Origin of the sequence: Streptomyces sp. NBC_01216, from assembly GCF_035994945.1 — a bacterium.
Taxonomy (GTDB): domain Bacteria; phylum Actinomycetota; class Actinomycetes; order Streptomycetales; family Streptomycetaceae; genus Streptomyces.
Genome location: NZ_CP108677.1, coordinates 5426252 through 5452114, shown reverse-complemented (window position 1 = coordinate 5452114; position 25863 = coordinate 5426252). Strand labels below are relative to the sequence as shown.

The window sequence follows — 25863 nt, the reverse complement described above, 5'->3', positions numbered from 1 at the left end:
TCGTCACATCGACACTATGGACATCGTCAAACTGACGTGAAGCGGTTATGATAGATAGCGTCATTTAGACGAAAAGCCTCCGGTGCGGATGAGCGCACCGGCTCCACTGGAGCGGCCGAGCCGCACTGATTTTGGAAAAGAAAGGGTGCGTGACGTGACCACCGCCCAGCCCCTGGACGTTCAGCCCACCCCGCTCGCCCTGCTGCTGCTCGGCCGCGAGGCCGACCCGAAGAGCGAGCGCGGCGTGGAGTGTCCGGGCGACCTGCCCTCCCCCTCCGACCCGGACCTGGTGGAGCGCGCCCGCGCGGCCAAGGAGAAGCTCGGGGACAAGGTCTTCGTCCTCGGCCACCACTACCAGCGTGACGAGGTCATCCAGTTCGCCGACGTCACCGGCGACTCCTTCAAGCTGGCCCGCGACGCCGCCGCGCGCCCGGAGGCCGAGTACATCGTCTTCTGCGGCGTGCACTTCATGGCCGAGTCCGCGGACATCCTCACCTCCGACGACCAGAAGGTCGTGCTGCCGGACCTCGCCGCCGGCTGCTCGATGGCCGACATGGCCACCGCCGAACAGGTCGCGGAGTGCTGGGACGTACTGACCGAGGCCGGCGTCGCCGAGCAGGTCGTTCCCGTCTCGTACATGAACTCCTCGGCCGACATCAAGGCGTTCACCGGGAAGCACGGGGGCACCATCTGCACCTCGTCCAACGCCGAGCGGGCGCTGGACTGGGCCTTCGCGCAGGGCGAGAAGGTCCTGTTCCTGCCGGACCAGCACCTGGGCCGCAACACCGCGGTGCGCGAGATGGGCATGTCGCTGGAGGACTGCGTCCTCTACAACCCGCACAAGCCCAACGGCGGTCTCACCGTCGAGGAGCTGCGCGCGGCACGGATGATCCTGTGGCGGGGCCACTGCTCGGTGCACGGCCGGTTCTCGCTGGACTCGGTCCGGGAGGTCCGCGAGCGGATACCCGGCGTGAACGTGCTGGTCCACCCGGAGTGCAAGCACGAGGTCGTCGCCGCCGCTGACTTCGTGGGCTCCACCGAGTACATCATCAAGACGCTGGAGGCGGCCCCGGCCGGCTCGAAGTGGGCGATCGGCACGGAGCTGAACCTCGTCCGCCGGGTGGCCGCCGCGCACCCGGACAAGGAGGTCGTCTTCCTCGACAAGACCGTCTGCTTCTGCTCCACGATGAACCGGATCGACCTCCCCCACCTGGTCTGGGCGCTGGAGTCGCTGGCCGAGGGCAAGCTGGTCAACCGGATCGAGGTCGACCAGGAGACGGAGAGCTTCGCGAAGCTCGCCCTGGAGCGGATGCTGGCGCTTCCGTGACACCTCCGGGGCCGGACACCGGCCCCGGAGAACGCCGGAGGGCGCCCCGCCTGTGTGCGGGGCGCCCTCCGGCGTTCTCCGGGCCCGCCCGCGGCGGGCCCGGAGTGACGGATCAGACCTCCAGCAGGTCCGCGTCCTCCGCCCGCGGCGGAACCTCCGCCGGGACCTCGCGCTTGGCCGCCCTCCTCCTCGCGCGGCGTTCCTTGCGCAGCTCGACCATCGCGTAGAGCGTCGGGACGAGCAGCAGCGTGAGCAGCGTCGAGGTGATCAGGCCGCCGATCACCACCACCGCGAGCGGCTGGGCGATGAAGCCGCCCTCACCGGTGACGCCCAGCGCCATCGGCAGCAGCGCGAAGATCGTCGCGAGCGCCGTCATGAGGATCGGGCGCAGCCGGTGACGGCCGCCCTCGACGACCGCGTCGACGACTCCCAGGCCCTGGGCCCGGTACTGGTTGATCAGGTCGATCAGCACGATCGCGTTGGTCACCACGATGCCGATCAGCATCAGCATGCCGATCATCGCCGGGACGCCCATCGCGGTACCGGTCACGATCAGCAGACCGATGGCGCCGGTCGCCGCGAACGGGATGGAGACGAGCAGGATCAGCGGCTGGACCAGCGACCGGAAGGTCGCGACCAGGAGCATGAACACGATCGCGATCGCCGCGAGCATGGCCAGGCCCAGGTTCAGGAACGCGTCGGACTGGTCCTCGGAGACACCGCCGATGGACGCGGTGGCGCCCTCCGGCAGCTTGAGGGCGTCGATCCTCGTCTGGAGCGCCGCGCTCACCGCGCCCGTGTTGTCGCCGGTCGGCTTGGCGGTGACGGTCGCCGCGCGGGCACCGTCGATCCGGGTCATGGACACCGGGCCGGGCACGATCCTCACCTCGGCGATGTCGCCGAGCGTCACCGGGCCGAAGGGCAGCGCCTTCAGCTCGGCCATGGTCGTGGCGGGCCTCGCTGAGGTCAGGACGACGTCGCGTTCGGTGCCGTCGAGGACGGCCCGGCCGGCCGGAGTACCGCGGACCGCGTGGGCGACCGCCAGACCGAGGGTCGTGTCGTCGAGTCCGAGGTCCGCGGCCTTGGCCGTGGCCTTCACCGAGATCCGCGGCACCGACTGGGACAGGTCGCTCTGGACGTCGGTGACGTCGTCGAGCGTGGCGACCTCGGCCTTGACCGCCTCGGACGCCTTCCGCAGCGTCTCCGCGTCGGCGGCCTTCACGACCACCCTCAGGTCCTGGCTGGCGAAGCCGTCGCCCGCCGCGATCGTGGTGTCGCCGACGCCGTCGAGCTTCTCCAGCGCCGCGTCGATGGCGTCGCGGGTCTTCCGGTAGGACGCCGAATCCTCCAGGGTCACCTGGTACGAGGCCTGATTGGCGCCGGTGCCGCCGCCGAAGGCGGCCATGAAGCCGGAGGAGCCGACCGTGACCTGGTAGTCCTTCACGCCGTCGGTGGCGGCCAGGACCTTCTCGACCTTTCTCGCGGCCTCGTCGGAGGCGGCGAGGCTGGTGCCGGGCGCCAGCTTCTGCTTGATGCTGAGCACCTCCTGCTCGCCCTGGTCGAAGAAGTTGGTCTTGAGCAGCGGGGCCATGCCGAAGGTGCCGACCAGGACCACGGCCGCGATCGCCACACTGGTGAGACGGCGGCGGGTCGCGAAGCGCAGGACGGGCACGTACAGGCGCTGGAGGCGGCTGCGTTCCTCCTTCTCCTCGGCCAGGCGGCGGGCCTCCTCCGGGTTCTCGGACGTGTCCTTCGGGGTCCGCAGGAACCAGTACGACAGGACCGGGACGACGGTCAGCGAGACCAGCAGCGAGGCCAGCAGGGCGGCGGTGACCGTCAGGCTGAACGAGCCGAACAACTCGCCGACCAGACCGCCGACCAGACCGATCGGCAGGAAGACCGCGACGGTGGTCAGCGTCGAGGAGGTGACCGCGCCGGCCACCTCACGGACGGCAGTGAGGATCGCGGCCTGGCGCTCCTCGCCGTAGCCGAGGTGCCTCTTGATGTTCTCCAGGACCACGATCGAGTCGTCGACGACCCGGCCGATGGCGATGGTGAGCGCGCCGAGAGTCAGCATGTTCAGCGACAGGTCGCGGGTCCACAGGACGATCAGGGTGAGGACGACCGAGAGCGGGATGGAGACCGCGGTGACCAGGGTGGAGCGGATCGAGGCGAGGAAGACCAGGATCACCAGGACGGCCATGACGAGACCGAGCGCTCCCTCGGTCGTCAGCCCGGAGATCGACTTGGCGACGGCCGGGCCCTGGTCGGAGACCACGGTCAGCTCGGCACCCGCGCCCAGGTCCTCGCGGAGGCCGGGCAGCTTCTCCTCGACCTCCTCGGAGATGGCGACGGCGCTGCCGTCCTTGTCCATGGTGGCCAGCACCGCGAGGCTGGGCCGTCCGTCGGTGCGGGTGATCGAGACCCGGGAGGACTCCCGCTGCTCGACCTTCGCCACGTCGCCGAGGCGGACCGCCTTGCCCTTGGCGGGCTTGATCCGCAGGTCCTGGATCTGCGCCAGCGAGGTGTAGCCGCCGCCGGCCCGGACGGTGAGGCTCTTGCCGTCCTCGGAGAAGGAGCCCGCGGGCACCGTGCCGCCGCCCGACCTGATCGCCTCGGCGAGCCTCGCGGTGTCGAGGCCCGCTGCGGCGAGCTTCGCGTCGTCCGGAGTGACCGAGACCTGGAGGGCCTGGACGCCGTCGACGGAGACCTGCCCGACGCCGTCGATGTTCTCCAGTGCGGGCACCACGGTCCGTTCCAGCTGGTCGGCGAGCGCCTGCTGGTCCTTGTCCGAGGTGACGGCGAGGACGACCGTCGGGATGTCGTCGGTCGAGCCGGCCACGACCTGTGGGTCGACGCCGTCGGGCAGGACCGCCCGGGCCCGGTTCACGGCCTGCTGGACGTCGGCGACGAGCTGCTTGGTGCCCTCGTCGCCGTAGTCGAAGCCGGCCATGATGACGGCGCTGCCCTCGGAGGCGGTGGAGGTGACGCCGGTGATGCCGTCGACGCCCTTCAGCGCGGACTCGAGAGGCTCGACGACCTGCTTCTCGACCACGTCCGGGGAGGCACCCTGGTACTGGGCCAGGACCGACACCATCGGGAGTTCGATCGAGGGGAGCAGCTGCTGCTTCAGCTGCGGGATCGCGATCGCCCCGAAGACGACGGCGACGATGGACATCAGCCCTATCAGGGCCCGTTGCGCGAGGCTGAATCTGGACAGCCAGGACATGCGGTCTCTCTTCTGTGGCGTGCTCGGCGGGCGGGCGCCGGGGAATGCCCCAGGGATGCCCTCGTCCACCCTCCGCCATGAGAGGCGCCGGGTCCTCGCCCCCGGGGCCCAATTCCCGGCGCCCCGCATACCGCGTCTGGAGTACGCCGGGGGCCGCCGTCACCGCGCCTTCGGACGTACCAGGCCCGATTCGTAGGCGGTGACCACCAGCTGAGCGCGGTCACGGGCGCCGATCTTGGCCATCGTCCGGTTCACATGCGTCTTGACCGTGAGGGGACTGACCCGGAGACGCTCGGCGATCTCGTCGTTGGAGAGCCCCCCGGCGACCAGGACCAGGACCTCCCGTTCCCGGGTGGTGAGGGCGGCCAGCCGCTCCGAGCGCGACCGCCCCGGCTCGTCGTCGTCGGGATCGGCGCCGCCGCCCTGCGCCAGGAACGTGGCGATCAGGCCCCTGGTCGCCGCCGGCGACAGCAGGGCGTCGCCGGCGGCGGCGACGCGGATCGCCTGGAGGAGTTCCTCCGGCTCCGCCCCCTTCCCGAGGAAGCCGGACGCGCCGGCGCGCAGCGACCGCACGACGTACTCGTCGACCTCGAAGGTCGTCAGCATGACGATCCGTACCGCGGAGAGCCCGGGGTCGGCGGTGATCATGCGGGTGCCTGCGATGCCGTCGGTGCCGGGCATCCGGATGTCCATCAGGACCACGTCGGCGCGCTCCGAGCGGGCCTTGGCGCACGCCTCGGCGCCGTCCGCGGCCTCGGCGACCACCTCCATGTCCGGCTCGGAGTCCACGAGCACCCTGAAGGCGCTGCGGAGCAGCGCCTGGTCGTCGGCGAGCAACACCCGGATCGTCATCCGTCCTCCCCCGCGCGGGCCGTCGCCGGCAGTATCGCCTGGACGCGGAAGCCGCCGCCGTAGCGGGGCGCGGCCGTCAGCGTTCCGCCGAGGGCGGTGACGCGTTCGCGCATGCCGAGCAGGCCGTGACCGCCGGTCCCGGCCGGCGGCACCGGCTGGGGCGCGCCGTCGTCCAGGACGGTGATCTCGACGGTCCGGCCGACCCGTACGACGCTCACCTCGGCCTTGGCATCCTGTCCGGCGTGCTTGCGCACGTTGGTCAGCGCCTCCTGGATGATCCGGTACGCGGCGAGGTCGACGGTCGCGGGCAGGCCGGCGCGTTCGTCGGTCCGGGCCAGCGCGACGGGCAGGCCGGCGTTGCGGAAGGTGTCGAGCAGCCCGTCGAGGACGGCGAGTCCGGGCGCGGGCTCGGTGGGCGCCTCCGGGTCGCCGGACTGCCGCAGCAGACCGACGGTGGCACGCAGTTCGTCGAGCGCCGAGCGGCTGGCGTCGCGCACGTGCGCGAGGGCCTCTTTGGCCTGGTCGGGGCGCTTGTCCATGACATGGGCCGCGACCCCGGCCTGGACGTTGACCAGGGCGATGTGGTGCGCGACGACGTCGTGCAGGTCGCGCGCGATACGCAGGCGTTCCTCGGCGACCCGGCGCCGCGCCTCCTCCTCCCGGGTCCGTTCGGCGCGCTCGGCACGCTCGCGGATGGCGTCGACGACGGCGCGGCGGCTCCGGACGGCGTCTCCCGCGGCGGCGGCCATGCCGGTCCAGGCGAAGACGCCGAGGTTCTCCTGGGCGTACCAGGGGGTGGGGCCGAAGAACATGGCCGCCGCCGTGAGCACGGCCATGGTGGCGAGGCCGACCCGCCAGGTGGTGGGGCGGTCCGTGCGGGCGGCGACCGTGTAGAGCGCGATCACGGCGCTCATGGCGACCGGGGCGGGGCGGTCGTCGCTGACCAGCTCGACGAGGGTGACGGCGCAGGTGAAGGCGAGGACGGGGAGCGGGCGGCGGCGGCGCGGGACGAGGGCGGCGGCCCCGAGCACCATCAGCACGACGCCGGCGGCGTCGGGGGCGCGGTCGCCGAAGGTGGGGCCGTTGGGGCTGCCATGGGGGTCGGCGAAGGACCCGGCGACCATACAGACCAGCACGGCGAACGCCAGCGTCCCGTCGAGGGCGAGCGGGTGGGCGCGCAGCCAGTCACGGGAGCGGTCGAAGGCGGTGCCGGGAGGGGTCACGCCGAGCAACGGTACGGGGTGCGCGGGCGGCGGCGGTACGCGGCGGTGCTTCCGGGCCGGCCGTCCGGTGCCCCGCCGCTCCGGGGAGCGGCGGGGCACCGGACGGTGTGGAGTGCCGGCTCTCAGCCCGGGATGAGGCCGTCGTCGGAGAGCATCTCGCGCACCTCGTCGAGGGTCGCGTCCGCGGACGGAAGGATCAGCTCCGACGGCTCCAGCGAGTCGTCGGGAAGGGTGTCGCCGAGACGGCGGACCGCGTCGAGCAGGGCTCCGAGCGTGTGGCGGAAGCCGTCCGCGTCGCCCGACTCCATCTCAGCCAGCAGTTCCGCGTCCAGGCGGTTCAGCTCGTTGAAACGATCGTCGGCCAGTTTCCACTGGCCCTCCCCCATGATCCTCACGATCATGATGCGCTCCTCGAAGAGCTCGTTACTGCTTGTCGAAACGGGGGTGGGACTGCTCCTGGTCCTGCGGCGCGGCCGTTCCGTCGCCGCCCTCGATCGCCTGCTGCGAGGCGGAGCCGCCGCCGGCGAGCTCGGCCTTCATCCGCTGGAGTTCCAGCTCGACGTCCGAACCACCGGACAGCCGGTCGAGCTCCGCCTGGATGTCGTCCTTGGCCAGACCGGACTGGTCGTCGAGCGCGCCCGAGGCGAGCAGCTCGTCGATGGCACCGGCCCTCGCCTGGAGCTGGGCCGTCTTGTCCTCGGCCCGCTGGATGGCCACGCCGACGTCGCTCATCTCCTCCGAGATGCCGGAGAACGACTCGGCGATGCGGGTCTGGGCCTGGGCCGCCGTGTAGGTCGCCTTGATCGTCTCCTTCTTCGTACGGAAGGCGTCGACCTTGGCCTGCAGCCGCTGCGCGGCCAGGGTGAGCTTCTCCTCCTCGCCCTGCAGCGTCTGGTGCTGCACCTCCAGGTCGCTGACCTGCTGCTGCAGCGCCGCCCGTCGGGACAGCGCCTCGCGCGCCAGGTCCTCGCGGCCGAGCGCCAGCGCCTTGCGGCCCTGGTCCTCCAGCTTGGCGGACTGGCCCTGGAGCTGGTTCAGCTGCAGTTCGAGCCGCTTGCGCGAGGTGGCCACGTCGGCGACACCCCGCCGGACCTTCTGCAGCAGCTCCAGCTGCTTCTGGTAGGAGTAATCAAGGGTCTCGCGCGGATCCTCGGCCCGGTCAAGGGCCTTGTTTGCCTTCGCGCGGAAGATCATCCCCATACGCTTCATGACACCGCTCATGGGCTTCGCGCGCCCCCTTCTGACGGACTTGGCTCAAGCACTCCAACAGGATCCACAGTACGGTCCCTGCCTCTATTACCGCACTGTTCGGGGGCGGATGTGCTCCTCCCCAAGGACGACTGCCCGCGAGCGGTCTCCGGCCCAGGGAGTAGACGGCCCTCCGGGAGACCCCGCGTGTCGTCCTCACGTACCCCCACGGACGCGGGCTGTTAGCGGATCGTTCCCGGCGGGGCTGGGGTCCATGCCTCGCACCACGTACCCTTGGGTTTTGTGTTCCGTAGCCGTTCCAACGCAGAGAAGGCCCCCACCGAGCAGGTGACGGCGGACCTCTCCAAGCAGTCCCGCGACCCGCAGGCCCCCAAGGGCCGCCCGACGCCGAAGCGGAGCGAGGCGCAGACCCAGCGCCGTCGCGCCGCGACGGTGCCGACCGACCGCAAGGAGGCAGCCAAGCGCCAGCGCGAGGCCCGCCGTGCCGATCTCGCCCGTCAGCGCGAGGCGCTGGCCAGTGGTGACGAGCGCTATCTGCCGGCCCGTGACAAGGGTCCGGTGCGCCGTTTCGTCCGCGACTTCGTGGACTCGCGCTTCGCCATCGCGGAGTTCTTCCTCCCGATGGCCGTGGTGATCCTGGTCCTTTCCATGATCCGGACGCTGCAGAACATCTCGCTGCTGCTCTGGCTCGCCGTGATCGTCCTGATCGTCATCGACTCGATCGGGCTGTGGCTCCGCCTGAAGAAGCAGCTGAACGCGCGTTTCCCGGACGAGCCGAAGCGCGGTGCCATGGCCTACGGCCTGATGCGCACCCTGCAGATGCGCCGACTGCGACTTCCGAAGCCGCAGGTCAAGCGCGGAGAGCGGCCCTGAGCGGGGACGGTTGCGGCACCGGCACGGACAGTCCGGTGCTTCCGGCCGTCTCCCCCTGGCCGACCGGCCAGGGGGGGCTGCGGGACACCGTCCGGCAGGAACTGGTGGCGCGGCAGCTGGACGAGCAGATATCCGCGCGGTATCCCGTCGGGCAGCGGCTGCGCGTCCTCGACGCGGGCATGGGGCAGGGTCTGCAGACCCTGCGGCTGGCCCGGGCCGGGCACACGGTGACCGGTCTGGAGGCCGATCCGGAGCTGCTCAAGGCGGCCCGTGAGTCCCTGGCCACCGAGCCGGCCGGGATCCGTGAGCGGGTCCGGCTGATCGAGGGGGACGGTCGTGAGACCGGTGTGCACTTCCTGCCGGGCAGCTTCGACGTGGTGCTCTGCCACGGCGTGCTCATGTACGCGGACGAGCCGGACGCGCTGATCGCGGGCCTGGCCCGGATGCTGGCGCCCGGCGGGCTGCTGTCGCTGGTCGTGCGGAACGCGGAGGCGCTGGCCCTGCGGCCGGCGCTGGCCGGGGACTGGACGGGCGCGCTGGCCGGCTTCGAATCGGACACGTACACGGACGACAACGGGCTCACGGTGCGCGCCGACCGGCTCGACGCGCTGACGGCGACGCTCGCCGGGATCGCGGCGCCGCTGCACGCCTGGTACGGGGTGCGGGTGCTGACCGACAGTGTGGCGGGCGATGTGGGGCTGCCCGCCGCGGAGGAGCTGGAGCGGCTGCTCGCAGCCGAGGACCGGGCGGGCCGCACCGAGCCGTACCGGCGGGTGGCCGCCCTGCTGCACCTGTGCGGCGTCCGGGGCTGACGTCCTGTCGCGCGGCCTCCGCCCGGAGGTGTTCCACCCGTCCCGGGCCGGGGGTTCCCCGGCGGGACGGGTGGCGCACGAGGGGGCGGCTACGCCTCCGCGTCCAGGGGCATCGGTCCGTAGATCCGGGCGCCGTCCTCGGAGAGGACGACCTGGTCCGCGCCGCCCTCCAGGAGGTCCTTCCAGTTCTCGCCGATCCAGGACTCGGCGTCACCCTGGGTCGTGAACTCGTCCGGCGCCACCGCCGGCCGGACCTCCGTGCCGTCGGACTTCTCGAAACGCCACGTCCATGCCATGTCCGCCTCCTGGGGTTCACCGGATGATCGGTTTCCTGCCCGCAGCGTAGCCGGGCGCGCACCCGTCGCGGCGGCGCGGGAGGATCAGTGCGTGGAACTGACTCTGCTCGGCACCGGTGCCCCCCTCGGACTCCCCCGCCCCGACTGCCCGTGCGCCGTCTGCGCGACCGCCCGCGGTGTCGGAGCGCGGGCCGCGACAGCCGTACTCGTGGACGGTGCGCTGTTGCTGGATCTGACGCCGGGAGCGGCGCTGGCCGCCGCCAGGGCGGGGCACTCCCTGGTGGGTGTGCGGCAGGTGCTGCTGACCCATCCGCACGACGGTCCGGCCGTCGAGGTGCCGGCGGGCCTGCCGACCGCGGTACGGGTGCCGGACGGGCGGGAACTGACCCTGATCAGCGGACACCGGGTGCGCGCGGTGCCGATGGACTCCCCGGGTACGGGGTACGAGGTGACCGCCCCGGACGGCGAGCGGCTGCTCTACCTGCCGCCGGGCGGCGCCGCCGCGGGACTGCACGACGACCGCGCGCGGCCGTACGACATGGTCCTCGCGGACCTCACCGGCAGGCCCGACGCGGCGGCCCGGCTGCGGGCGGCCGGGGCGATCGGGCCGGGCACCGACGTCGTGGCCGTGCACCTCGACCACGACGCCCCGTGGGGGGCCGAGCTCGACCGGCGGCTGGCGGCGGCCGGGGCGCGGACGGTGCCGGACGGTACGACCCTGTGCGTCGGCGAGTACCACGCGGTGCCCGACGTGCCGCGCCGCACCCTGGTGACCGGTGGGGCCCGTTCGGGCAAGTCGGTGGAGGCCGAGCGGCGCCTGGAGTCGTTCCCCGAGGTGGTGTACGTGGCGACCGGCGGGGTGCGCGAGGACGACGCGGAGTGGGACCGGCGGGTGCGTCTGCACCGGGAGCGGCGGCCGGGGTCCTGGCGCACGGAGGAGACCTGCGAGCTCGTCCCGCTGCTGGCGCGGGAGGGGCCGCCGCTGCTGATCGACTGTCTGTCGCTGTGGCTGACGGACGTCATGGACCGGGCCGGCGCCTGGGGCGACGAGCGGTGGGCGGACGGCGGGCGGGAGGAGGTCCAGGCCCGGACCGCGGAGCTGGTGGAGGCGTTGCGGGCCACTCGTCGCACGGTCGTGGCGGTGACGAACGAGGTGGGGGCGGGGGTGGTGCCGGCGACGGCGTCCGGACGGCGCTTCCGGGACGAGCTGGGCCGGCTGAACGCGGCGTTCGCCGCGGAGTGCGAGCACGTCCTGCTGGTCGTCGCCGGCCAGGCGCTGACCCTGCGCGGGTAGGGTGCGGATCATCGATGGCCCTCGCTGATCTCACAAGGCGGAACCGTGAACCTGGACGACTTCTCCGATCTGATCGAGCGCCCCGACGGGGGGATTCGGCGTGACGCCGAAGAGCGTCGGGAACGGCTGACCGTCCCGCCCGGCGCGCTCGGCCGGCTCGACGAACTGGGCGAATGGCTGTCCGCCGCGCAGGGCACGGTCATGGTGCGCGCGATCGAGCAGCCGCGGGTGGTGCTGTTCGCGGGCGATCACGGGGTGGCCTCGCGCGAAGTGTCCGGACGCCCGGCCGGCGGCGCGTACGCGCTGGTCCGCGCGGTCCTGGACGGCGAGAGCCCGGTGGCGGTGCTGGCCCGCGCGGCGGGGGTGCCGGTGCGGGTGGTGGACGCGGGTCTCGACTGCGACCCGGAGCTGCTGCCCGCCGAGGTGGTACGGCACCGGGTGCGGCGTGGGAGCGGACGGATCGATGTCGAGAACGCGATGACGGCCGAGGAGACCGAGGCCGCGATCCGCCTCGGCATGGCGATCGCGGACGAGGAGGCCGATTCCGGAACGGACCTGGTGGTGCTCGGCGACCTGAGTGTCGGCGGCACCACGCCGGCCGCCACTCTGATCGCGGCGCTGTGCGGGACGGACGCCTCGGTGGTCACCGGCCGGGGCGGCGCCGGGATCGACGATCTGGCCTGGATGCGCAAGTGCGCGGCCGTACGGGACGCGCTGCGGCGGGCGCGGCCGGTGCTCGGCGACCAGCTGGAGCTGCTGGCGGCGGTGGGCGGGGCGGATCTGGCCGCGACGACCGGGTTCCTGCTGCAGAGCGCGGTGCGCCGGATGCCGGTGCTCCTGGACGGTGTGGTCGGCGCGGCCTGCGCGCTGGTGGCGCAGCGGGCGGCGTTCCGGGCGCCGGACTGGTGGCTGGCGGGCCAGGTGAGCGGTGAGCCGGCCCAGGCCAAGGCGCTGGACCGGATGGCGCTCAACCCCCTGCTCGACCACGGCGTCTCGGTGGGTGAGGGAACCGGGGCACTGCTCGCTCTGCCCCTCGTCCAGGCCGCCGCGGCACTCGCGGCGGAGCTGCCGGAGCGGCCCGAGGAGCCGCTTTCCCAGGAGCCGACCACTCCCGGGGAGCCGGTGGACGTTCCGGGCGGGGTGGACTGAGAGAGCCTGCCGGGGCGACGGAGACGGCTCCGCCACGTGCGGCGGCCCTCTCCGGCGCCCCGACACGAGGAGCGATGCCCCATATGATCGCTTTTCATGGGAGAGGTCCGTTTGTCCGCCGAAGGAGCACCCGGGGGAACCGCCCGGTCGCGGCGCAGCGCCGCGTTCGCCGTCTGGTATCTGCGTGTCGTCACGTTCATCAACTTCCTGAGCGCCGTCTGGGTCTCGCTCGGGCAGGACCTCCGCCGGCACAACACGGACGACTACTTCACGCCGTACCTGCTGACCGCGGGCTTCGCCTCGGGCGTCTTCACGCTCTTCCTGGCGGTCACCATGCGCCGCCGCAAGCGCGCCGCGTGGATTCTCAACATGGTGCTCAGCGGGATCTTCCTGCTGCTGTTCGCACTCGCGATGCTCTTTCCCGACATCCGGGGGCACGCCCAGAACTGGGTCTCGCTCACCCTCACCGCGGCCTTCGTCCTCGCGCTGCTGCTGGGCCGCAAGGAGTTCTACGCCAAGGGCGACCGCTCCAACCCGCTGCTCGCGGCGATCGTGGCGACCGGCGGTCTGCTGGTGACCTCACTGCTCGCCGCGGGGCTGGTCACCGTGACCGACACCTCCTCCGGCGGCTCCTCCTTCCTGGACCGCTGGCGGTACGGCGTGATGCGGTTGATCACGCTGGCCGCCGACGACACGGCCTACGACGGGATCGCCGCCCCGGGCTGGGTCGACGTCACCGTCAACGTGATGTCCACCCTGCTGCTCGTCGCCGTGCTCTACGCCGCGTTCCGCTCGCGCCGGGCGGTCGACCCGCTGACCGAGGAGGACGAGGGCAGGCTGCGCGTCCTGCTGGACAAGCACGGCGACCGCGACTCGCTGGGCTACTTCGCGCTGCGCCGGGAGAAGAGCGTCGTCTGGTCGACGAGCGGGAAGGCGGCCGTCGCCTACCGGGTCGTCGGCGGGGTCTCGCTGGCCTCGGGCGACCCGATCGGCGACCCGGAGGCATGGCCGGGGGCCATCGAGCCCTGGCTCGCCGAGGCCCGGGAGCACGGCTGGATCCCGGCCGTGATGGGCGCGAGCGAGGAGGCGGGCACCGTCTACGCCCGGCACGGTCTGGACGCTCTGGAGCTGGGTGACGAGGCGATCGTGGAGACCGCGGAGTTCACCCTCGACGGCCGTGCCATGCGCACGGTCCGGCAGGCGTTCAACCGGGTGAGGCGGGCCGGATACCGGGTCCGCGTCCGGCGGCACGAGGACGTCCCCGCCGAGGAGATGGACGAGTTGCTGCGCAAGGCCGACGACTGGCGCGACGGGGCGACCGAGCGTGGCTTCTCGATGGCGCTCGGCCGGCTCGGCGACCCGCGCGACGGCCGCTGCGTGATGCTGGAGTGCGCCGACGCGGACGGCACGCTGCGGGCCGTGCTGTCCTTCGTGCCCTGGGGACCGAGGGGACTTTCGCTGGATCTGATGCGCCGTGACCGGGACTCCGAGAACGGCCTGATGGAGTTCATGGTCATCGAGCTCCTCCAGCGCGCCGAGGAGATCGGGATCACTCAGGTCTCCCTCAACTTCGCGATGTTCCGTTCCGTCTTCGAACGCGGCTCGAAGCTCGGGGCGGGACCCGTGCTGCGCATGTGGCGTTCCCTGCTCGGCTTCTTCTCCCGCTGGTGGCAGATCGAGTCGCTGTACCGAGCCAACGCCAAGTACCGACCGATCTGGGAGCCTCGATTCATGCTCTTCGAGAAGAGCGCCGACCTGTTGCGCATCGGACTCGCGGCCGGCCGCGCCGAGGGTTTCCTGGAGGCTCCCGGTCTGCCCAAGTGGATGCACCGCAGGCATCTGGAAGGCCGCCGGTGAGAGCCGCGGCGCGGGGCTTCGCCCGCCGCGAGTGGGGGCCGCTGGCGGCCGTCGTCCGGACCCGGCTGACCGCCCGCACCTGGCGGGCGATACCGATGACGGTGGCGGCGGTCTGCCTCATCGGCCTGTTCCAGATCGCGCAGAACCAGGACTGGGGCTACCGGGCCGTCCAGGACGTCGGCGCGGTCCGGGCCGAGGACCCCTGGTGGGCGGCGCTGCTGCGGACCCCGCTGTCGCTCTTCGTCCCGGCGCTCGACCTGCCGGTGTGGGGCGCCCTGGCACAGGTCCTGGTGGTGTTCGGGATCGCCGAGCTCGCGCTGGGGCGGTGGCGGACCCTGGTGATCGCCTACGCGGCGACGTCGGCCGGCACCCTGTACGCGCGGGCCGCCGTCGCGCTCGGTCCCGACAGCCCGTTCGGTCTGCCCGCCTCGGACGCCCGGGTGACCGACACCGGCCCGTCGGCGGCCGTGGTGGGTCTGGCGGTGTACGTGTGCCACCGCTACCGGGCGTACTGGACCGGCGCGGCGGTGATCGTCGCGATGGTCGCCGAGGTGCTGGTCAAGAACAACCTCGCGGGCAAGGAGCACCTGGCGGCGATCACGGCCGTCCTGTTGATCACGGCGGTCGCCGACCGGCTCCGGTGGCGCAGGCGGCGGGCCGGCGGTCAGCCGCCCTCGGGGCCGGGGCCCGCACCGGAGCGGGGCCCGGAGTCCCGCGTCGGGACGCGTTCCTGGAAGCCTCCGATCACGTCCTGAACCTTTCGCCGCACCCGGTTCCAGCGCCGGTCGTGCCGGTAGGTACGCAGGCGCGAGCGGGCTCGGGCCCGGTGGCGGCGGCGGTAGAAGTGGCGGGACCACCAGGACCCGGGGCGGGCCAGCCGGACGGCACCGACGACGGCGACGAACGGCACGAGCGCCCCGATGACGGCGATGCGGAACTTCCCCTTCACCAACGACATCAGGATGAACAGGACGTTCACCAGCACGCCGGCGATCAGGGTGACGCGGCTCTGCCGTTCGTCACTGCTGACGTCGTTGACTCCGAGGGGCGAGAAGCCGGCCAGGACCAGCATGACCAGCGCGGCGGTGAGCACCACGACCTCGACGCTCTGGCGGCCCTGTTCGGACCAGTACACGTCGTCGAGGTGGAGGATCAGCGCGAACTCGTCGAGCACGAGCCCCGCGCCGATCCCGAAGACGATGGCGAAAAGCACCGCCCCGGCCCCGTGCCGGTCGCTCGCGACGGCGCCGAAGCCGCCGAGGACGGTGAGGACGACCCCCGGGACGACATGGTGGATGTGCAGCCCGCCGGCGGAGGAGACGTTCCGGAACGGCCCCTTCCCCGCCCGGATGAGCCGGGTGATCGTCCGGGTGATCACGAAGGTGAGGAGGAAGGAGACCAGAGCGAGCAGCGTCGGGAGTTTGCCCGGCTCGATGAAGTTGCGCGTGAACCAGTGACCCATGCCACCCGCTTCTGTTCTGTATGTTTTGGTCGGATACGCGTAATTTACCGGCCGGAGGCGCCGATTACGCTGCCCCGATGGACGGCCTGCGTTTCGCCTTCGGCACCCTCACGGTGCTTCCCGCCCGCATCACCCGCTGGGACCGGGACGCGGCACGCTCCGGCATGCTGTGGGCCCCGCTGGCCGGCCTGGTCGTCGGTCTCCTCTCGGCCGCGCTCGGCGGCGTGTTCCTGCTGCTCGGCGCGGGCCCGCTCCTCGCGGCCGTGATCACCACCGCCGTACCGGCGCTGCTGACCCGCGGTCTGCACCTGGACGGTCTGGCGGACACCGCGGACGGGCTCGGCAGCGCGAAGCCCGCGGAGGACGCCCTGCGGATCATGAAGCGGTCCGACATCGGACCGTTCGGCGTCGTCGTGCTGCTCCTCACACTGCTCGCCCAGGTCGCGGCCCTCTCCCGGCTGTACGGCGAGGGCTGGGCGCCCGGCACGGTCGCCGCCGCCCTCGCCGCCACCGTCGCCCGTCTCGCGCTCACCCACGCCTCCCGCGCCGGTGTCCCGGCGGCCCGCCCGGAAGGGCTCGGCGCGATCGTCGCCTCGACCGTCCCGGCGCGTGCCGCGACGCTGGTCACCGGCCTGGTCCTGCTGCTGTGCGCGGCGGCGGGCGCGCTGTTCTCCCCGTATGACGCCGTCCGGTACGTGCTGGCCGCGGGAGCGGGCCTCGGCGCGGCTGCGCTGCTGCTGCGCCGGTGTGTGCGGAGGTTCGGCGGAGTGACGGGCGACGTGTTCGGGGCGGTGGAGGAGACGGCGGCGACCGCGGTGCTGGTCGCGCTGACGCTGGGCTGACGGCCGCCGCTTTCACGCCATTGTCGCCGGGCCCCGGCACGGTCCCGGCGGCCTCGGACCGCACCGCCACCGGAAGAAGGGGCACCGGCCACGGCGAGAGGACCGGGGCATCCTCCCCGGGGGGCGAGGACCCCCTCGTGAGAGGCCCGCGCCGCCGGCCCGGCGGGCCCCGCGCCGCGGCACCCCTCGCGCGACGGCATCACGCCCCGGGCCTTGGCCCGGGCACCGCCCCGGCGGTACACGTGGAGGAGACACCTCGGACGAGCGCGTCACCGTCGCCGTGAGCGGACGCGAACAGCGAGCGTAGGCTCGTTCTCGGCGCTCTCCGGGCCGAAATACTATGCGGCGGGCACGGTCGGCCCATCCCTCGACCGCCACAGAACTCAATGGAAGCGAGATTTCACCACCGTGACTGCTCTCACTCTCAGCACCGCCGGTGCGGCGACGCTGCGCGCCGACATCCTCGTCGTCGGCGTCGCCAAGTCCGGCAAGGCCCTGGTCGTCGCCCCGGGCGCCGAGGCCGTGGACCAGGCGTTCGACGGAAAGCTCGCCGCCGTCCTCGAGACCCTCGGTGCGTCGGGTGCCGAGGGTGAGGCGACCAAGCTGCCCGCCCCCGCCGGCCTGAAGGCCCCCGTCGTCCTGGCCGTCGGCCTGGGCACCGCCCCCGAGGACGGCGAGGGCTTCGACACCGAGACCGTGCGCCGCGCCGCCGGTACCGCCGCGCGCGCCCTGGCCGGTTCGAAGAAGGCCGCGTTCGCGCTGCCGATCGCCACCGCCGAGGACGCCGGGGCGGTCGCGGAGGGCGCGCTGCTCGGCGCCTACGCCTACACCGCCTACCAGGACGCCAAGAACGGCGAGGCGCGCAAGCCGCTCGCCGAGGTCGCCCTCCTCGGCGCCAAGCCGCGCGACAAAGCCCACAAGGCCGCCGCCGAGCGGGCCCAGGCGCTGACCGAGGAGATCAAGCGCGCCCGCGACCTGATCAACATGCCGCCGAACGACCTGACCCCGGCCGCCTTCGCCGCCGAGGCGCAGGCCGCGGGCAAGGAGCACGGCCTCAAGGTCCAGATCCTGGACGAGAAAGCGCTGGCCAAGGGCGGGTACGGCGGCATCCTCGGCGTCGGCGTCGGTTCCGAGAACCCGCCGCGCCTGGTCCGGATCGCCTACACCCACCCGGAGGCGGAGAAGACGCTCGCTCTGGTCGGCAAGGGCATCACCTACGACTCGGGCGGCATCTCCCTGAAGCCGGCCGGTCACAACGAGACGATGAAGTGCGACATGAGCGGCGCCGCCGCCGTGTTCGCCGCGGTCGTCGCCGCCGCCCGCATCGGCGTCGCCGTCAACGTCACCGGCTGGCTGGCGCTGGCCGAGAACATGCCGTCGGGCTCGGCCACCCGCCCCGGTGACGTGCTGCGCATGTACAGCGGCAAGACGGTGGAGGTGCTCAACACCGACGCCGAGGGCCGGCTCGTCCTGGCCGACGCGCTGACCCGGGCCTCCGAGGAGCACCCGGACGCGATCATCGACGTGGCGACCCTGACGGGAGCCATGGTCCTGGCCCTGGGCAACCGCACCTTCGGCATCATGGCCAACGACGACGACTACCGGACCGCGATCCACGAGATCGCCGAGGAGGTCGGCGAGCAGTCCTGGCCGATGCCGCTGCCCGCCGACCTGCGCAAGGGCATGGACTCCCCGACCGCCGACATCGCCAACATGGGCGAGCGGATGGGCGGCGGCCTGGTCGCCGGCCTGTTCCTGCAGGAGTTCGTCGGCGAGGGCATCACCTGGGCTCACCTCGACATCGCGGGCCCGGCCTTCCACGAGGGCGCGCCGTACGGCTACACCCCCAAGGGCGGCACCGGCTCCGCGGTCCGCACGCTGGTGAAGCTGGCCGAGCGCACCGCCGACGGCACGGTCTGACCGGCCGGCCGCCGACGGCACGGCCCCGGGAGCCTTTTCCCGGGGCCGTCCGCGTCTCCCGCGCCGGAGCCGTGTGTCTCCGGGGCGGGCACCGTTTCCGGCGCGCGGACGTACGCCCGGGACGAAATCCGTACGTTCCGCCACCCCGGTGACCCGCGCGTACGGATGATCACCCGGTCTCACACACCGGCCCCGCGTCCCGCCTTCCGTCAACAAGTGCGAAGATGGGTTCCCGGCAGGACAGGGCCCCCACCACAGGGCCGACATACAAGCGGCCGAACACCAGCCGCCGCCCGGTCATCGGAGACCGGCGACCGGCGCACATGCATGGAGGACGTGACGTGGCGAACGACGCCAGCACCGTTTTCGACCTAGTGATCCTCGGCGGCGGTAGCGGCGGTTATGCCGCGGCGCTGCGCGGAGCGCAGCTGGGCCTGGACGTCGCACTGATCGAGAAGAGCAAGCTCGGCGGCACCTGCCTGCACAACGGCTGCATCCCCACGAAGGCCCTGCTGCACGCCGGAGAGGTCGCCGACCAGGCGCGCGAGGCGGAGCAGTTCGGTGTCAAGGCATCCTTCGAGGGCATCGACATCAAGGCCGTGCACAAGTACAAGGACGACGTGATCTCGGGCCTGTACAAGGGCCTGCAGGGTCTGGTCGCCTCCCGCAAGGTGACCTACATCGAGGGTCACGGCCGCCTCTCCTCCCCGACCTCAGTGGACGTGGACGGCCGTCGCGTCGAGGGGCGTCACATCCTCCTGGCCACCGGCTCCGTACCGAAGTCGCTGCCCGGCCTGGAGATCGACGGCAACCGGATCATCTCCTCGGACCACGCGCTGACGCTCGACCGCGTCCCCGAGTCCGCGATCATCCTCGGCGGCGGTGTCATCGGCGTCGAGTTCGCGTCCGCGTGGAAGTCCTTCGGCACCGAGGTCACGGTCGTCGAGGGCCTGAAGCACCTGGTCCCGGCCGAGGACGAGAACAGCTCCAAGCTTCTTGAGCGCGCCTTCCGCAAGCGCGGCATCAAATTCAACCTCGGTACGTTCTTCCAGTCCGCCGAGTACACCGACAGCGGCGTCAAGGTGACCCTGGCCGACGGCAAGACCTTCGAGGCGGAGGTCCTGCTGGTCGCGATCGGCCGCGGCCCGGTCTCGGCCGGCCTGGGCTACGAGGAGCAGGGCGTCGCGATGGAACGCGGCCACGTCGTCGTCGACGAGTACATGCGCACCAACGTGCCGACGATCTCGGCCGTGGGCGACCTCGTCCCGACCCTCCAGCTCGCGCACGTCGGCTTCGCCGAGGGCATCCTGGTGGCGGAGCGGCTGGCCGGTCTGCGGACCGTACCGATCGACTACGAAGGCGTTCCGCGGGTGACGTACTGCCACCCCGAGGTCGCCTCCGTCGGCATCACCGAGGCCAAGGCCAAGGAGATCTACGGCGCGGACAAGGTCGTCGCCCTCAAGTACAACCTCGCGGGCAACGGCAAGAGCAAGATCCTCAAGACCGCGGGCGAGATCAAGCTCGTCCAGGTCAAGGACGGTGCCGTGGTCGGCGTCCACATGGTCGGTGACCGTATGGGCGAGCAGGTCGGCGAAGCGCAGCTGATCTACAACTGGGAGGCGCTGCCGTCCGAGGTCGCGCAGCTCATCCACGCCCACCCGACGCAGAACGAGGCACTCGGCGAGGCTCACCTGGCCCTCGCGGGCAAGCCTCTCCACTCCCACGACTGACGCACCAGCTCACACGGGCGCGACGACCACATTCCGCACTTCCCCTCGCTCGACGCTCCGCGCGAGCCGGGGAGACTCCACCGTTAGGAGCAACTGAAACCATGTCGGTTTCCGTAACCCTGCCGGCGCTCGGCGAGAGCGTCACCGAGGGCACCGTCACCCGCTGGCTCAAGGCCGAGGGCGAGCGCGTCGAGGCCGACGAGCCGCTGCTCGAGGTATCGACCGACAAGGTCGACACCGAGATCCCCGCCCCCGCGTCGGGTGTCCTGGCCTCCATCAAGGTCGCCGAGGACGAGACCGTCGAGGTCGGCGCCGAGCTGGCGATCATCGACGACGGCTCGGGCGCGCCCGCCGCCGCCCCGGCCGCCGAGCCCGCCGCCGCCCCCGCTCCGGAGGCTCCGGCCGCTCCGGCCGCCGAGACTCCGGCCGCTCCCGCCCCGGCCCCCGCGGCCGAGGCGCCCGCCGCCGCTCCGGCCGGTGGCGCCTCCGGCACCGACGTCGTGCTGCCCGCGCTGGGCGAGTCGGTCACCGAGGGCACCGTCACCCGCTGGCTCAAGTCGGTCGGCGAGACCGTCGAGGCCGACGAGCCGCTGCTCGAGGTATCGACCGACAAGGTCGACACCGAGATCCCCGCCCCCGCGTCGGGTGTCCTGCTGGAGATCGTCGTCGCCGAGGACGAGACCGCCGAGGTCGGCGCCAAGCTGGCCGTCATCGGTGCCGCGGGTGCCGCCCCGGCCCCCGCCCCGGCCCCCGCCGCCGCCCCGGCCCCCGCTGCTGCTGCTGCTGCGGCGCCTGCCCCGGCCCCTGCCCCGGCCCCTGCCGCTCCGGCTCCGGTCCCCGCGGCCCCCGCCCCGGTGGCTCCGGCCCCCGCCGCCACCCCGGCCCCGCAGGTCTCCGAGCCGGCGGACGACGGCGCCTACGTGACCCCGCTGGTCCGCAAGCTCGCCACCGAGAACGGTGTCGACCTGACGGCCGTCAAGGGCAGCGGCGTCGGTGGCCGTATCCGCAAGCAGGACGTGCTCGCCGCCGCCGAGGCCAAGAAGGCCGCCCCGGCCCCCGCCGCCGCTCCGGCCGCGTCGAAGGCCCCGACCCTCGAGGCGTCCCCGCTGCGCGGTCAGACCGTCAAGATGACGCGCATGCGCAAGGTCATCGGCGACAACATGATGAAGGCGCTGCACGGCCAGGCCCAGCTGTCCTCGGTCGTCGAGGTCGACATCACCAAGCTGATGAAGCTGCGCGAGCAGGCGAAGGCGTCCTTCGCCGCCCGCGAGGGCGTCAAGCTGTCCCCGATGCCGTTCTTCGTGAAGGCGGCGGCCCAGGCGCTGAAGGCCCACCCGGTCATCAACGCCCGGATCAACGAGGGCGAGGGCACCGTCTCGTACTTCGACTCGGAGAACATCGGCATCGCCGTGGACTCCGAGAAGGGTCTGATGACCCCGGTCATCAAGGGTGCGGGCGACCTGAACATCGCCGGTATCTCCAAGGCCACCGCCGACCTCGCGGGCAAGGTCCGCGCCGGGAAGATCACTCCGGACGAGCTGTCCGGCGCGACCTTCACGATCAGCAACACCGGCTCGCGCGGTGCGCTGTTCGACACGATCATCGTTCCGCCGAACCAGGTCGCCATCCTGGGCATCGGCGCGACGGTGAAGCGCCCGGCCGTCATCGAGACCGCCGAGGGCACCGTGATCGGCGTCCGTGACATGACCTACCTGACGCTGTCCTACGACCACCGTCTGGTGGACGGCGCCGACGCCGCCCGCTACCTCACCGCGGTGAAGGCGATTCTCGAGGCCGGCGAGTTCGAGGTCGAGCTCGGGCTGTGAGACCTTGAGGCCCGCGGCCCGGAAGCGCAAGCTACCGAGCTGTAACAAGCCTCACCAGCGGCGCCCCCGTCCGGCAGTGTTTCCGGACGGGGGCGCCGCCGTATTGTCTAAAGGTCAACGCCCTCCCTAAGGAGCTGCTCCATGACCATCCCTGTCGTCCACTCGCTCCGCGAGCAGATCCGCGAGCACATCGTGGAGGGCATCGTCAGCGGGCGCTGGAAGCCGGGGGAGCGGATCGTGGAGCGGCGGATCGCCACCGAGCTGGAGGTCAGCCAGACACCGGTCCGGGAGGCCCTGCGCGAGCTGGAGTCGCTGCGGCTGATCGAGTCGGCGCCCAACAAGGGCGTGCGGGTGCGGAACCTCACCGCCGCCGACCTGGAGGAGAGCTACCCCGTCCGGGCCGGGCTGGAGCAGATCGCGGCCGAGCTGGCCGCCGGGCGGCTCGCGGCCGACTGCTCGACGCTGGAACCGCACGTGACGGCGCTGTACGAGGCCGACCGTACGGCGGACGGGACGGCGCAGGTGCGGCACACGGTGGCCTTCCACCGCGAGCTGGTGAAGGCGGCCGGGAACAGCGTGCTACTGCACACCTGGGAGGGCCTGGGCATCGAGGTCTTCACGGCACTGTCGATCCGCTGGCTTGGCACGGTCCAGAAGTCCTACGCCGAGGAACACCAGGAGCTCGTGGAGGCATTCCGACGCGGCGACCCGGACATCGGCTCGCTCGTCAAGGCCCACGTCCTGGGCTGCGCCCCGCGCGCCTAAGAGCCTGTCGGGTGATCTTCGATCGACAGGCGGACGCGGCCTGGTGCGCGCGATTCCACGGCGCCGGGATGCCGCTGCGGCGGAGCTACCGGGGCATCCGGCAACACCGGCAGCGCGCGTGCCAGGGCGTGACCGCCCGACCAGAGGCCACCCGACAGGCTCTCAGCGTGTCGCGAGAGTCCCTCCTGGCCCGTGACGCCTGAGGCCCCGCCCCGACGGGGCCTCGCTCATTCGTGCGCGCACCTTCTCATCCGGCTCCTCACCTGCGAAAACGAGGCACCGGGTGCCCTCTTTCGCGGCACCCTGTGCCGACTTTCTCGATTCGAAGGGGTTTTCCCCTTCAACCCTTTGATCGATCATCGATCGGCGACATACAGTCTTCGGCGGGCCGCACCCCGGCCCTTCGCCCTGTCCTGCCGGACACGGCACCCCTTCTCCACCCCCACCTGTCCGGAAGGCGGCGATCATGACCGGTCCCGTAGGCAAGATTCCGAGCGAGCTCGACCAGCTCCCGGACCGTGACACCGAGGAGACCGCCGAGTGGGCGGCCTCCCTGGACGCCGTCACCGAGGCCGCCGGCCCTCATCGGGCCGCCTACCTGATGCGCCGCACGCTCCAGCACGCGGAGGGCGCCGGCCTGGCGCTGCCCAAGCTGCTGGAGACGGACTACGTCAACACCATCCCCACCTCCGCGGAGCCCGTCGTCGACGGCGACGAGGAGATGGAGCGGAAGATCACCGCCTGGAACCGCTGGAACGCGGCCGCGATGGTCTCCCGGGGCGCCAAGCACGGGGTCGGCGGACACATCGCCACCTTCGCCTCCGCCGCCTGGCTCTACGAGACCGGCTTCAACCACTTCTTCAAGGGCAAGGAGGGGGACGGCTCCGGCGACCAGCTCTACATCCAGGGACACGCCTCCCCCGGCATCTACGCCCGCGCCTTCCTCGACGGGCGCCTCACCGAGGAACACCTCGACAACTTCCGGCAGGAGTCGGGCGGCAAGGGCCTCCCCTCCTACCCGCACCCGCGCCGGCTGCCCTGGTTGTGGGAGTTCCCGACCGTCTCCATGGGGCTGGGCCCGCTCTCCGCGATCTACCAGGCGCGCTTCAACCGCTACCTGACCAACCGCGCCATCAAGGACGTCTCCGCCTCGCACGTGTGGGCGTTCCTGGGTGACGGCGAGATGGACGAGCCCGAGTCGACCGCCGCCCTCGCGCTGGCGGCCCGCGAGGGTCTGGACAACCTGACCTTCGTCATCAACTGCAACCTTCAGCGCCTGGACGGCCCGGTCCGCGCCAACTTCAAGATCGTGCAGGAGCTGGAGGCCCAGTTCCGCGGCGCCGGCTGGAACGTCGTGAAGTCGCTGTGGGGCAACGCCTGGGACGAGCTCTTCCGGCTCGACACCACCGGCGCCCTCGTCCGCCGCCTGCGTGAGGTCCCGGACGCCCAGGTCCAGACGTACCAGACCCGCGACGCCGCCTACATCCGCCAGGACTTCTTCGGCTCCGACCCGGCGCTCGTCGCGATGGCACGGCTGCTGAGCGACGACAAGATCCTGGAGTGCTTCCACCTGTCCCGCGGCGGCCACGAGCCCCGCAAGGTGTACGCCGCGTACAAGGCCGCCCTGGAGTTCAGGGGCGCGCCGACGGTGATCCTCGCGCAGACCGTGAAGGGCTTCACCCTCGGCGAGGGCTTCGCCTCCAAGAACGCGAACCACCAGATGAAGAAGCTCTCGGTGGACGAGTTCAAGGACATGCGCGACCTGCTCGGCCTGCCGATCCCCGACGCGCGGTTCGTCGACGGCGTGGTGCCGTACGGCCACCCCGGCGCCGACTCCCCCGAGGTCCGCTACCTCCAGGAGCGCCGCGCGGCCCTCGGCGGCCCGGCCCCCGCCCGCCGCACCCACGCGCTCGCCCCGCTGCCGGCCCCGGCCGACAAGGCGTTCACGGCATTCGACAAGGGCTCCGGCGCGCAGTCGGTGGCGACCACGATGGCCTTCGTCCGGCTGGTCAAGGACCTGGTCCGCGACAAGGAGACCGGCAAGCGCTGGGTCCCGATCGTTCCGGACGAGGCCCGGACCTTCGGCATGGAGTCGCTGTTCCCGTCGCTCGGCATCTACTCGCCGAAGGGACAGACGTACGAGCCGGTCGACCGCGACCAGCTGATGTACTACAAGGAGGCCGTCAACGGCCAGATCCTCAACGAGGGGATCACCGAGGCCGGCTCGATGGCCGACTTCATCGCCGCGTCGTCGTCGTACGCGACGCACGGCGAGGCGATGATCCCCTTCTACATCTTCTACTCGATGTTCGGCTGGCAGCGCACCGCCGACCAGATGTGGCAGCTCGGCGACCAGCTGGGCCGAGGTTTCCTGGTCGGTGCCACCGCGGGTCGCACGACGCTGACGGGCGAGGGCCTCCAGCACGCCGACGGCCACTCCCCGGTGATCGCGGCGACCAACCCGGCAGCCCTGACGTACGACCCGGCGTTCGCCTACGAGGTCGCGGCCATCGTCAAGGAGGGCCTGCGCCGGATGTACGGCGAGGCGGCGGAGGGCGAGGACCAGGACGTCTTCTACTACCTCACCGTCTACAACGAGCCGATGCCGCAGCCGGCCAAGCCGTCCGGTGTGGACGAGGGCATCGTCAAGGGTCTGTACCGCTTCAACACAGCGGAGTCGGCGGGTCTGACGCTGCCCGCGAACGCCCCCCGCATCCAGCTGCTCGGCTCCGGCACGGCCATCCACTGGGCGCTGCGGGCGCAGCGGCTGCTCTCCGAGGAGTGGGGTGTGGGCGCCGACGTGTGGTCCGCGACCTCCTGGACGGAGCTGCGGCGCGACGCCCTGGAAGCCGACGCTGCGCTGCTGCGTGGCGAGGAGAAGGTGCCGTACCTCCGCACGGCACTGGAGGGTGTGGACTCCCCGGTCCTGGCCGTCTCCGACTACATGCGCCAGGTGCCGGACCAGATCGCGCAGTGGGTCGAGCAGGACTACTCCTCGCTCGGCGCGGACGGCTTCGGCCTGTCGGACACCCGGGACGCGGCGCGCCGTCACTTCGGCGTCGACGCCGAGTCGATCGTGGTCGCGGCCCTGGCGCAGCTCGCCCGCCGCGGCGAGGTCCCGGCCTCGGCCGTGAAGGAGGCGCGCGAGCGCTACGGCCTGTAGGGCCCCGGGGACCGGCACCGGTCCCGTACCTCCC

General features: G+C 72.1%; 20 protein-coding genes. 13 read left to right on the top strand and 7 right to left on the bottom strand.

Features of this window, described 5'->3' with window-relative positions; translation table 11 throughout:
- Positions 1-145 precede the first annotated feature (145 nt).
- Entirely contained in the window at positions 146-1327 is a 1182-nt protein-coding gene (nadA, locus tag OG393_RS24420; protein ID WP_327376837.1) for a quinolinate synthase NadA, read from the top strand.
- 112 nt (positions 1328-1439) lie between these two features.
- Here nadA and OG393_RS24415 read toward each other — a convergent pair whose 3' ends face one another.
- The 5 genes from OG393_RS24415 to OG393_RS24395 form a co-directional block, all read right to left on the bottom strand.
- A complete protein-coding gene (locus tag OG393_RS24415; RefSeq protein ID WP_327376836.1) occupies positions 1440-4556 on the bottom strand; it encodes an efflux RND transporter permease subunit in 3117 nt (1038 codons plus the stop codon).
- Between the two features lie 159 nt (positions 4557-4715).
- Positions 4716-5408, bottom strand: a complete 693-nt coding sequence (locus OG393_RS24410) for a response regulator transcription factor (protein WP_327376835.1) — start codon at positions 5406-5408, stop codon at positions 4716-4718.
- Positions 5405-6631: a sensor histidine kinase gene (locus tag OG393_RS24405; protein WP_442817356.1), complete on the bottom strand. Its 1227-nt coding sequence runs from the start codon at positions 6629-6631 to the stop codon at positions 5405-5407. The genes OG393_RS24410 and OG393_RS24405 overlap by 4 nt, the downstream gene beginning before the upstream one ends.
- A 122-nt stretch (positions 6632-6753) precedes the next feature.
- A complete protein-coding gene (gene pspAA, locus OG393_RS24400; RefSeq protein ID WP_327376833.1) occupies positions 6754-7032 on the bottom strand; it encodes a PspA-associated protein PspAA in 279 nt (92 codons plus the stop codon).
- Between the two features lie 22 nt (positions 7033-7054).
- A complete protein-coding gene (locus OG393_RS24395) occupies positions 7055-7852 on the bottom strand; it encodes a PspA/IM30 family protein (RefSeq protein WP_327376832.1) in 798 nt (265 codons plus the stop codon).
- Between the two features lie 270 nt (positions 7853-8122).
- On the opposite strand from OG393_RS24395, the gene OG393_RS24390 reads away from it, so the two are divergent.
- Both OG393_RS24390 and OG393_RS24385 read left to right on the top strand, forming a co-directional pair.
- A complete protein-coding gene (locus OG393_RS24390) occupies positions 8123-8713 on the top strand; it encodes a DUF3043 domain-containing protein (RefSeq protein WP_327376830.1) in 591 nt (196 codons plus the stop codon).
- A gap of 35 nt (positions 8714-8748) precedes the next feature.
- Complete coding sequence (locus OG393_RS24385; protein ID WP_327376829.1) at positions 8749-9525, top strand: class I SAM-dependent methyltransferase; 777 nt, start codon at positions 8749-8751, stop codon at positions 9523-9525.
- Positions 9526-9614: 89 nt separating this feature from the next.
- Here the strand turns inward: OG393_RS24385 and OG393_RS24380 are convergent, their stop codons facing one another.
- On the bottom strand, positions 9615-9821 hold the full coding sequence (locus OG393_RS24380) for a hypothetical protein (protein WP_327376828.1): 207 nt from the start codon (positions 9819-9821) through the stop codon (positions 9615-9617).
- Between the two features lie 91 nt (positions 9822-9912).
- Between OG393_RS24380 and OG393_RS24375 the strand changes: the two genes are divergently transcribed.
- The 4 genes from OG393_RS24375 to OG393_RS24360 all read left to right on the top strand — a co-directional run bounded on the left by OG393_RS24375 (position 9913) and on the right by OG393_RS24360 (position 14876).
- Entirely contained in the window at positions 9913-11115 is a 1203-nt protein-coding gene (locus OG393_RS24375; RefSeq protein WP_327376827.1) for a bifunctional adenosylcobinamide kinase/adenosylcobinamide-phosphate guanylyltransferase, read from the top strand.
- Positions 11116-11160: 45 nt separating this feature from the next.
- Positions 11161-12264, top strand: a complete 1104-nt coding sequence (cobT, locus tag OG393_RS24370) for a nicotinate-nucleotide--dimethylbenzimidazole phosphoribosyltransferase (protein ID WP_327376826.1) — start codon at positions 11161-11163, stop codon at positions 12262-12264.
- Positions 12265-12360: 96 nt separating this feature from the next.
- Positions 12361-14121, top strand: a complete 1761-nt coding sequence (locus OG393_RS24365; RefSeq protein ID WP_327376825.1) for a phosphatidylglycerol lysyltransferase domain-containing protein — start codon at positions 12361-12363, stop codon at positions 14119-14121.
- The gene (locus OG393_RS24360; protein ID WP_327376824.1) at positions 14118-14876 is read left to right on the top strand and encodes a hypothetical protein; all 759 of its coding nucleotides are present in this window, start codon (positions 14118-14120) and stop codon (positions 14874-14876) included. The genes OG393_RS24365 and OG393_RS24360 overlap by 4 nt, the downstream gene beginning before the upstream one ends.
- Here the strand turns inward: OG393_RS24360 and OG393_RS24355 are convergent.
- Positions 14786-15583: a hypothetical protein gene (locus tag OG393_RS24355; protein ID WP_327376823.1), complete on the bottom strand. Its 798-nt coding sequence runs from the start codon at positions 15581-15583 to the stop codon at positions 14786-14788. The two genes, OG393_RS24360 and OG393_RS24355, sit on opposite strands and share 91 nt — an antisense overlap.
- A gap of 77 nt (positions 15584-15660) precedes the next feature.
- Between OG393_RS24355 and OG393_RS24350 the strand changes: the two genes are divergently transcribed.
- The 6 genes from OG393_RS24350 (at position 15661) to aceE (ending at position 25829) form a co-directional block, all read left to right on the top strand.
- Positions 15661-16425 (top strand): adenosylcobinamide-GDP ribazoletransferase, encoded by a 765-nt coding sequence (locus tag OG393_RS24350; RefSeq protein WP_327376822.1) that lies wholly within the window; start codon positions 15661-15663, stop codon positions 16423-16425.
- A gap of 408 nt (positions 16426-16833) precedes the next feature.
- Entirely contained in the window at positions 16834-18345 is a 1512-nt protein-coding gene (locus OG393_RS24345) for a leucyl aminopeptidase (protein WP_327376821.1), read from the top strand.
- 341 nt (positions 18346-18686) lie between these two features.
- Positions 18687-20075, top strand: coding sequence for a dihydrolipoyl dehydrogenase (gene lpdA / locus OG393_RS24340; protein ID WP_327376820.1), 1389 nt, complete (start codon positions 18687-18689; stop codon positions 20073-20075).
- Between the two features lie 101 nt (positions 20076-20176).
- Entirely contained in the window at positions 20177-21901 is a 1725-nt protein-coding gene (sucB, locus tag OG393_RS24335; protein ID WP_327376819.1) for a 2-oxoglutarate dehydrogenase, E2 component, dihydrolipoamide succinyltransferase, read from the top strand.
- A 141-nt stretch (positions 21902-22042) separates the two neighbouring features.
- Positions 22043-22666, top strand: coding sequence for a GntR family transcriptional regulator (locus tag OG393_RS24330; RefSeq protein ID WP_327376818.1), 624 nt, complete (start codon positions 22043-22045; stop codon positions 22664-22666).
- A 466-nt stretch (positions 22667-23132) separates the two neighbouring features.
- Complete coding sequence (gene aceE, locus OG393_RS24325; protein WP_327376817.1) at positions 23133-25829, top strand: pyruvate dehydrogenase (acetyl-transferring), homodimeric type; 2697 nt, start codon at positions 23133-23135, stop codon at positions 25827-25829.
- Positions 25830-25863 lie beyond the last annotated feature (34 nt).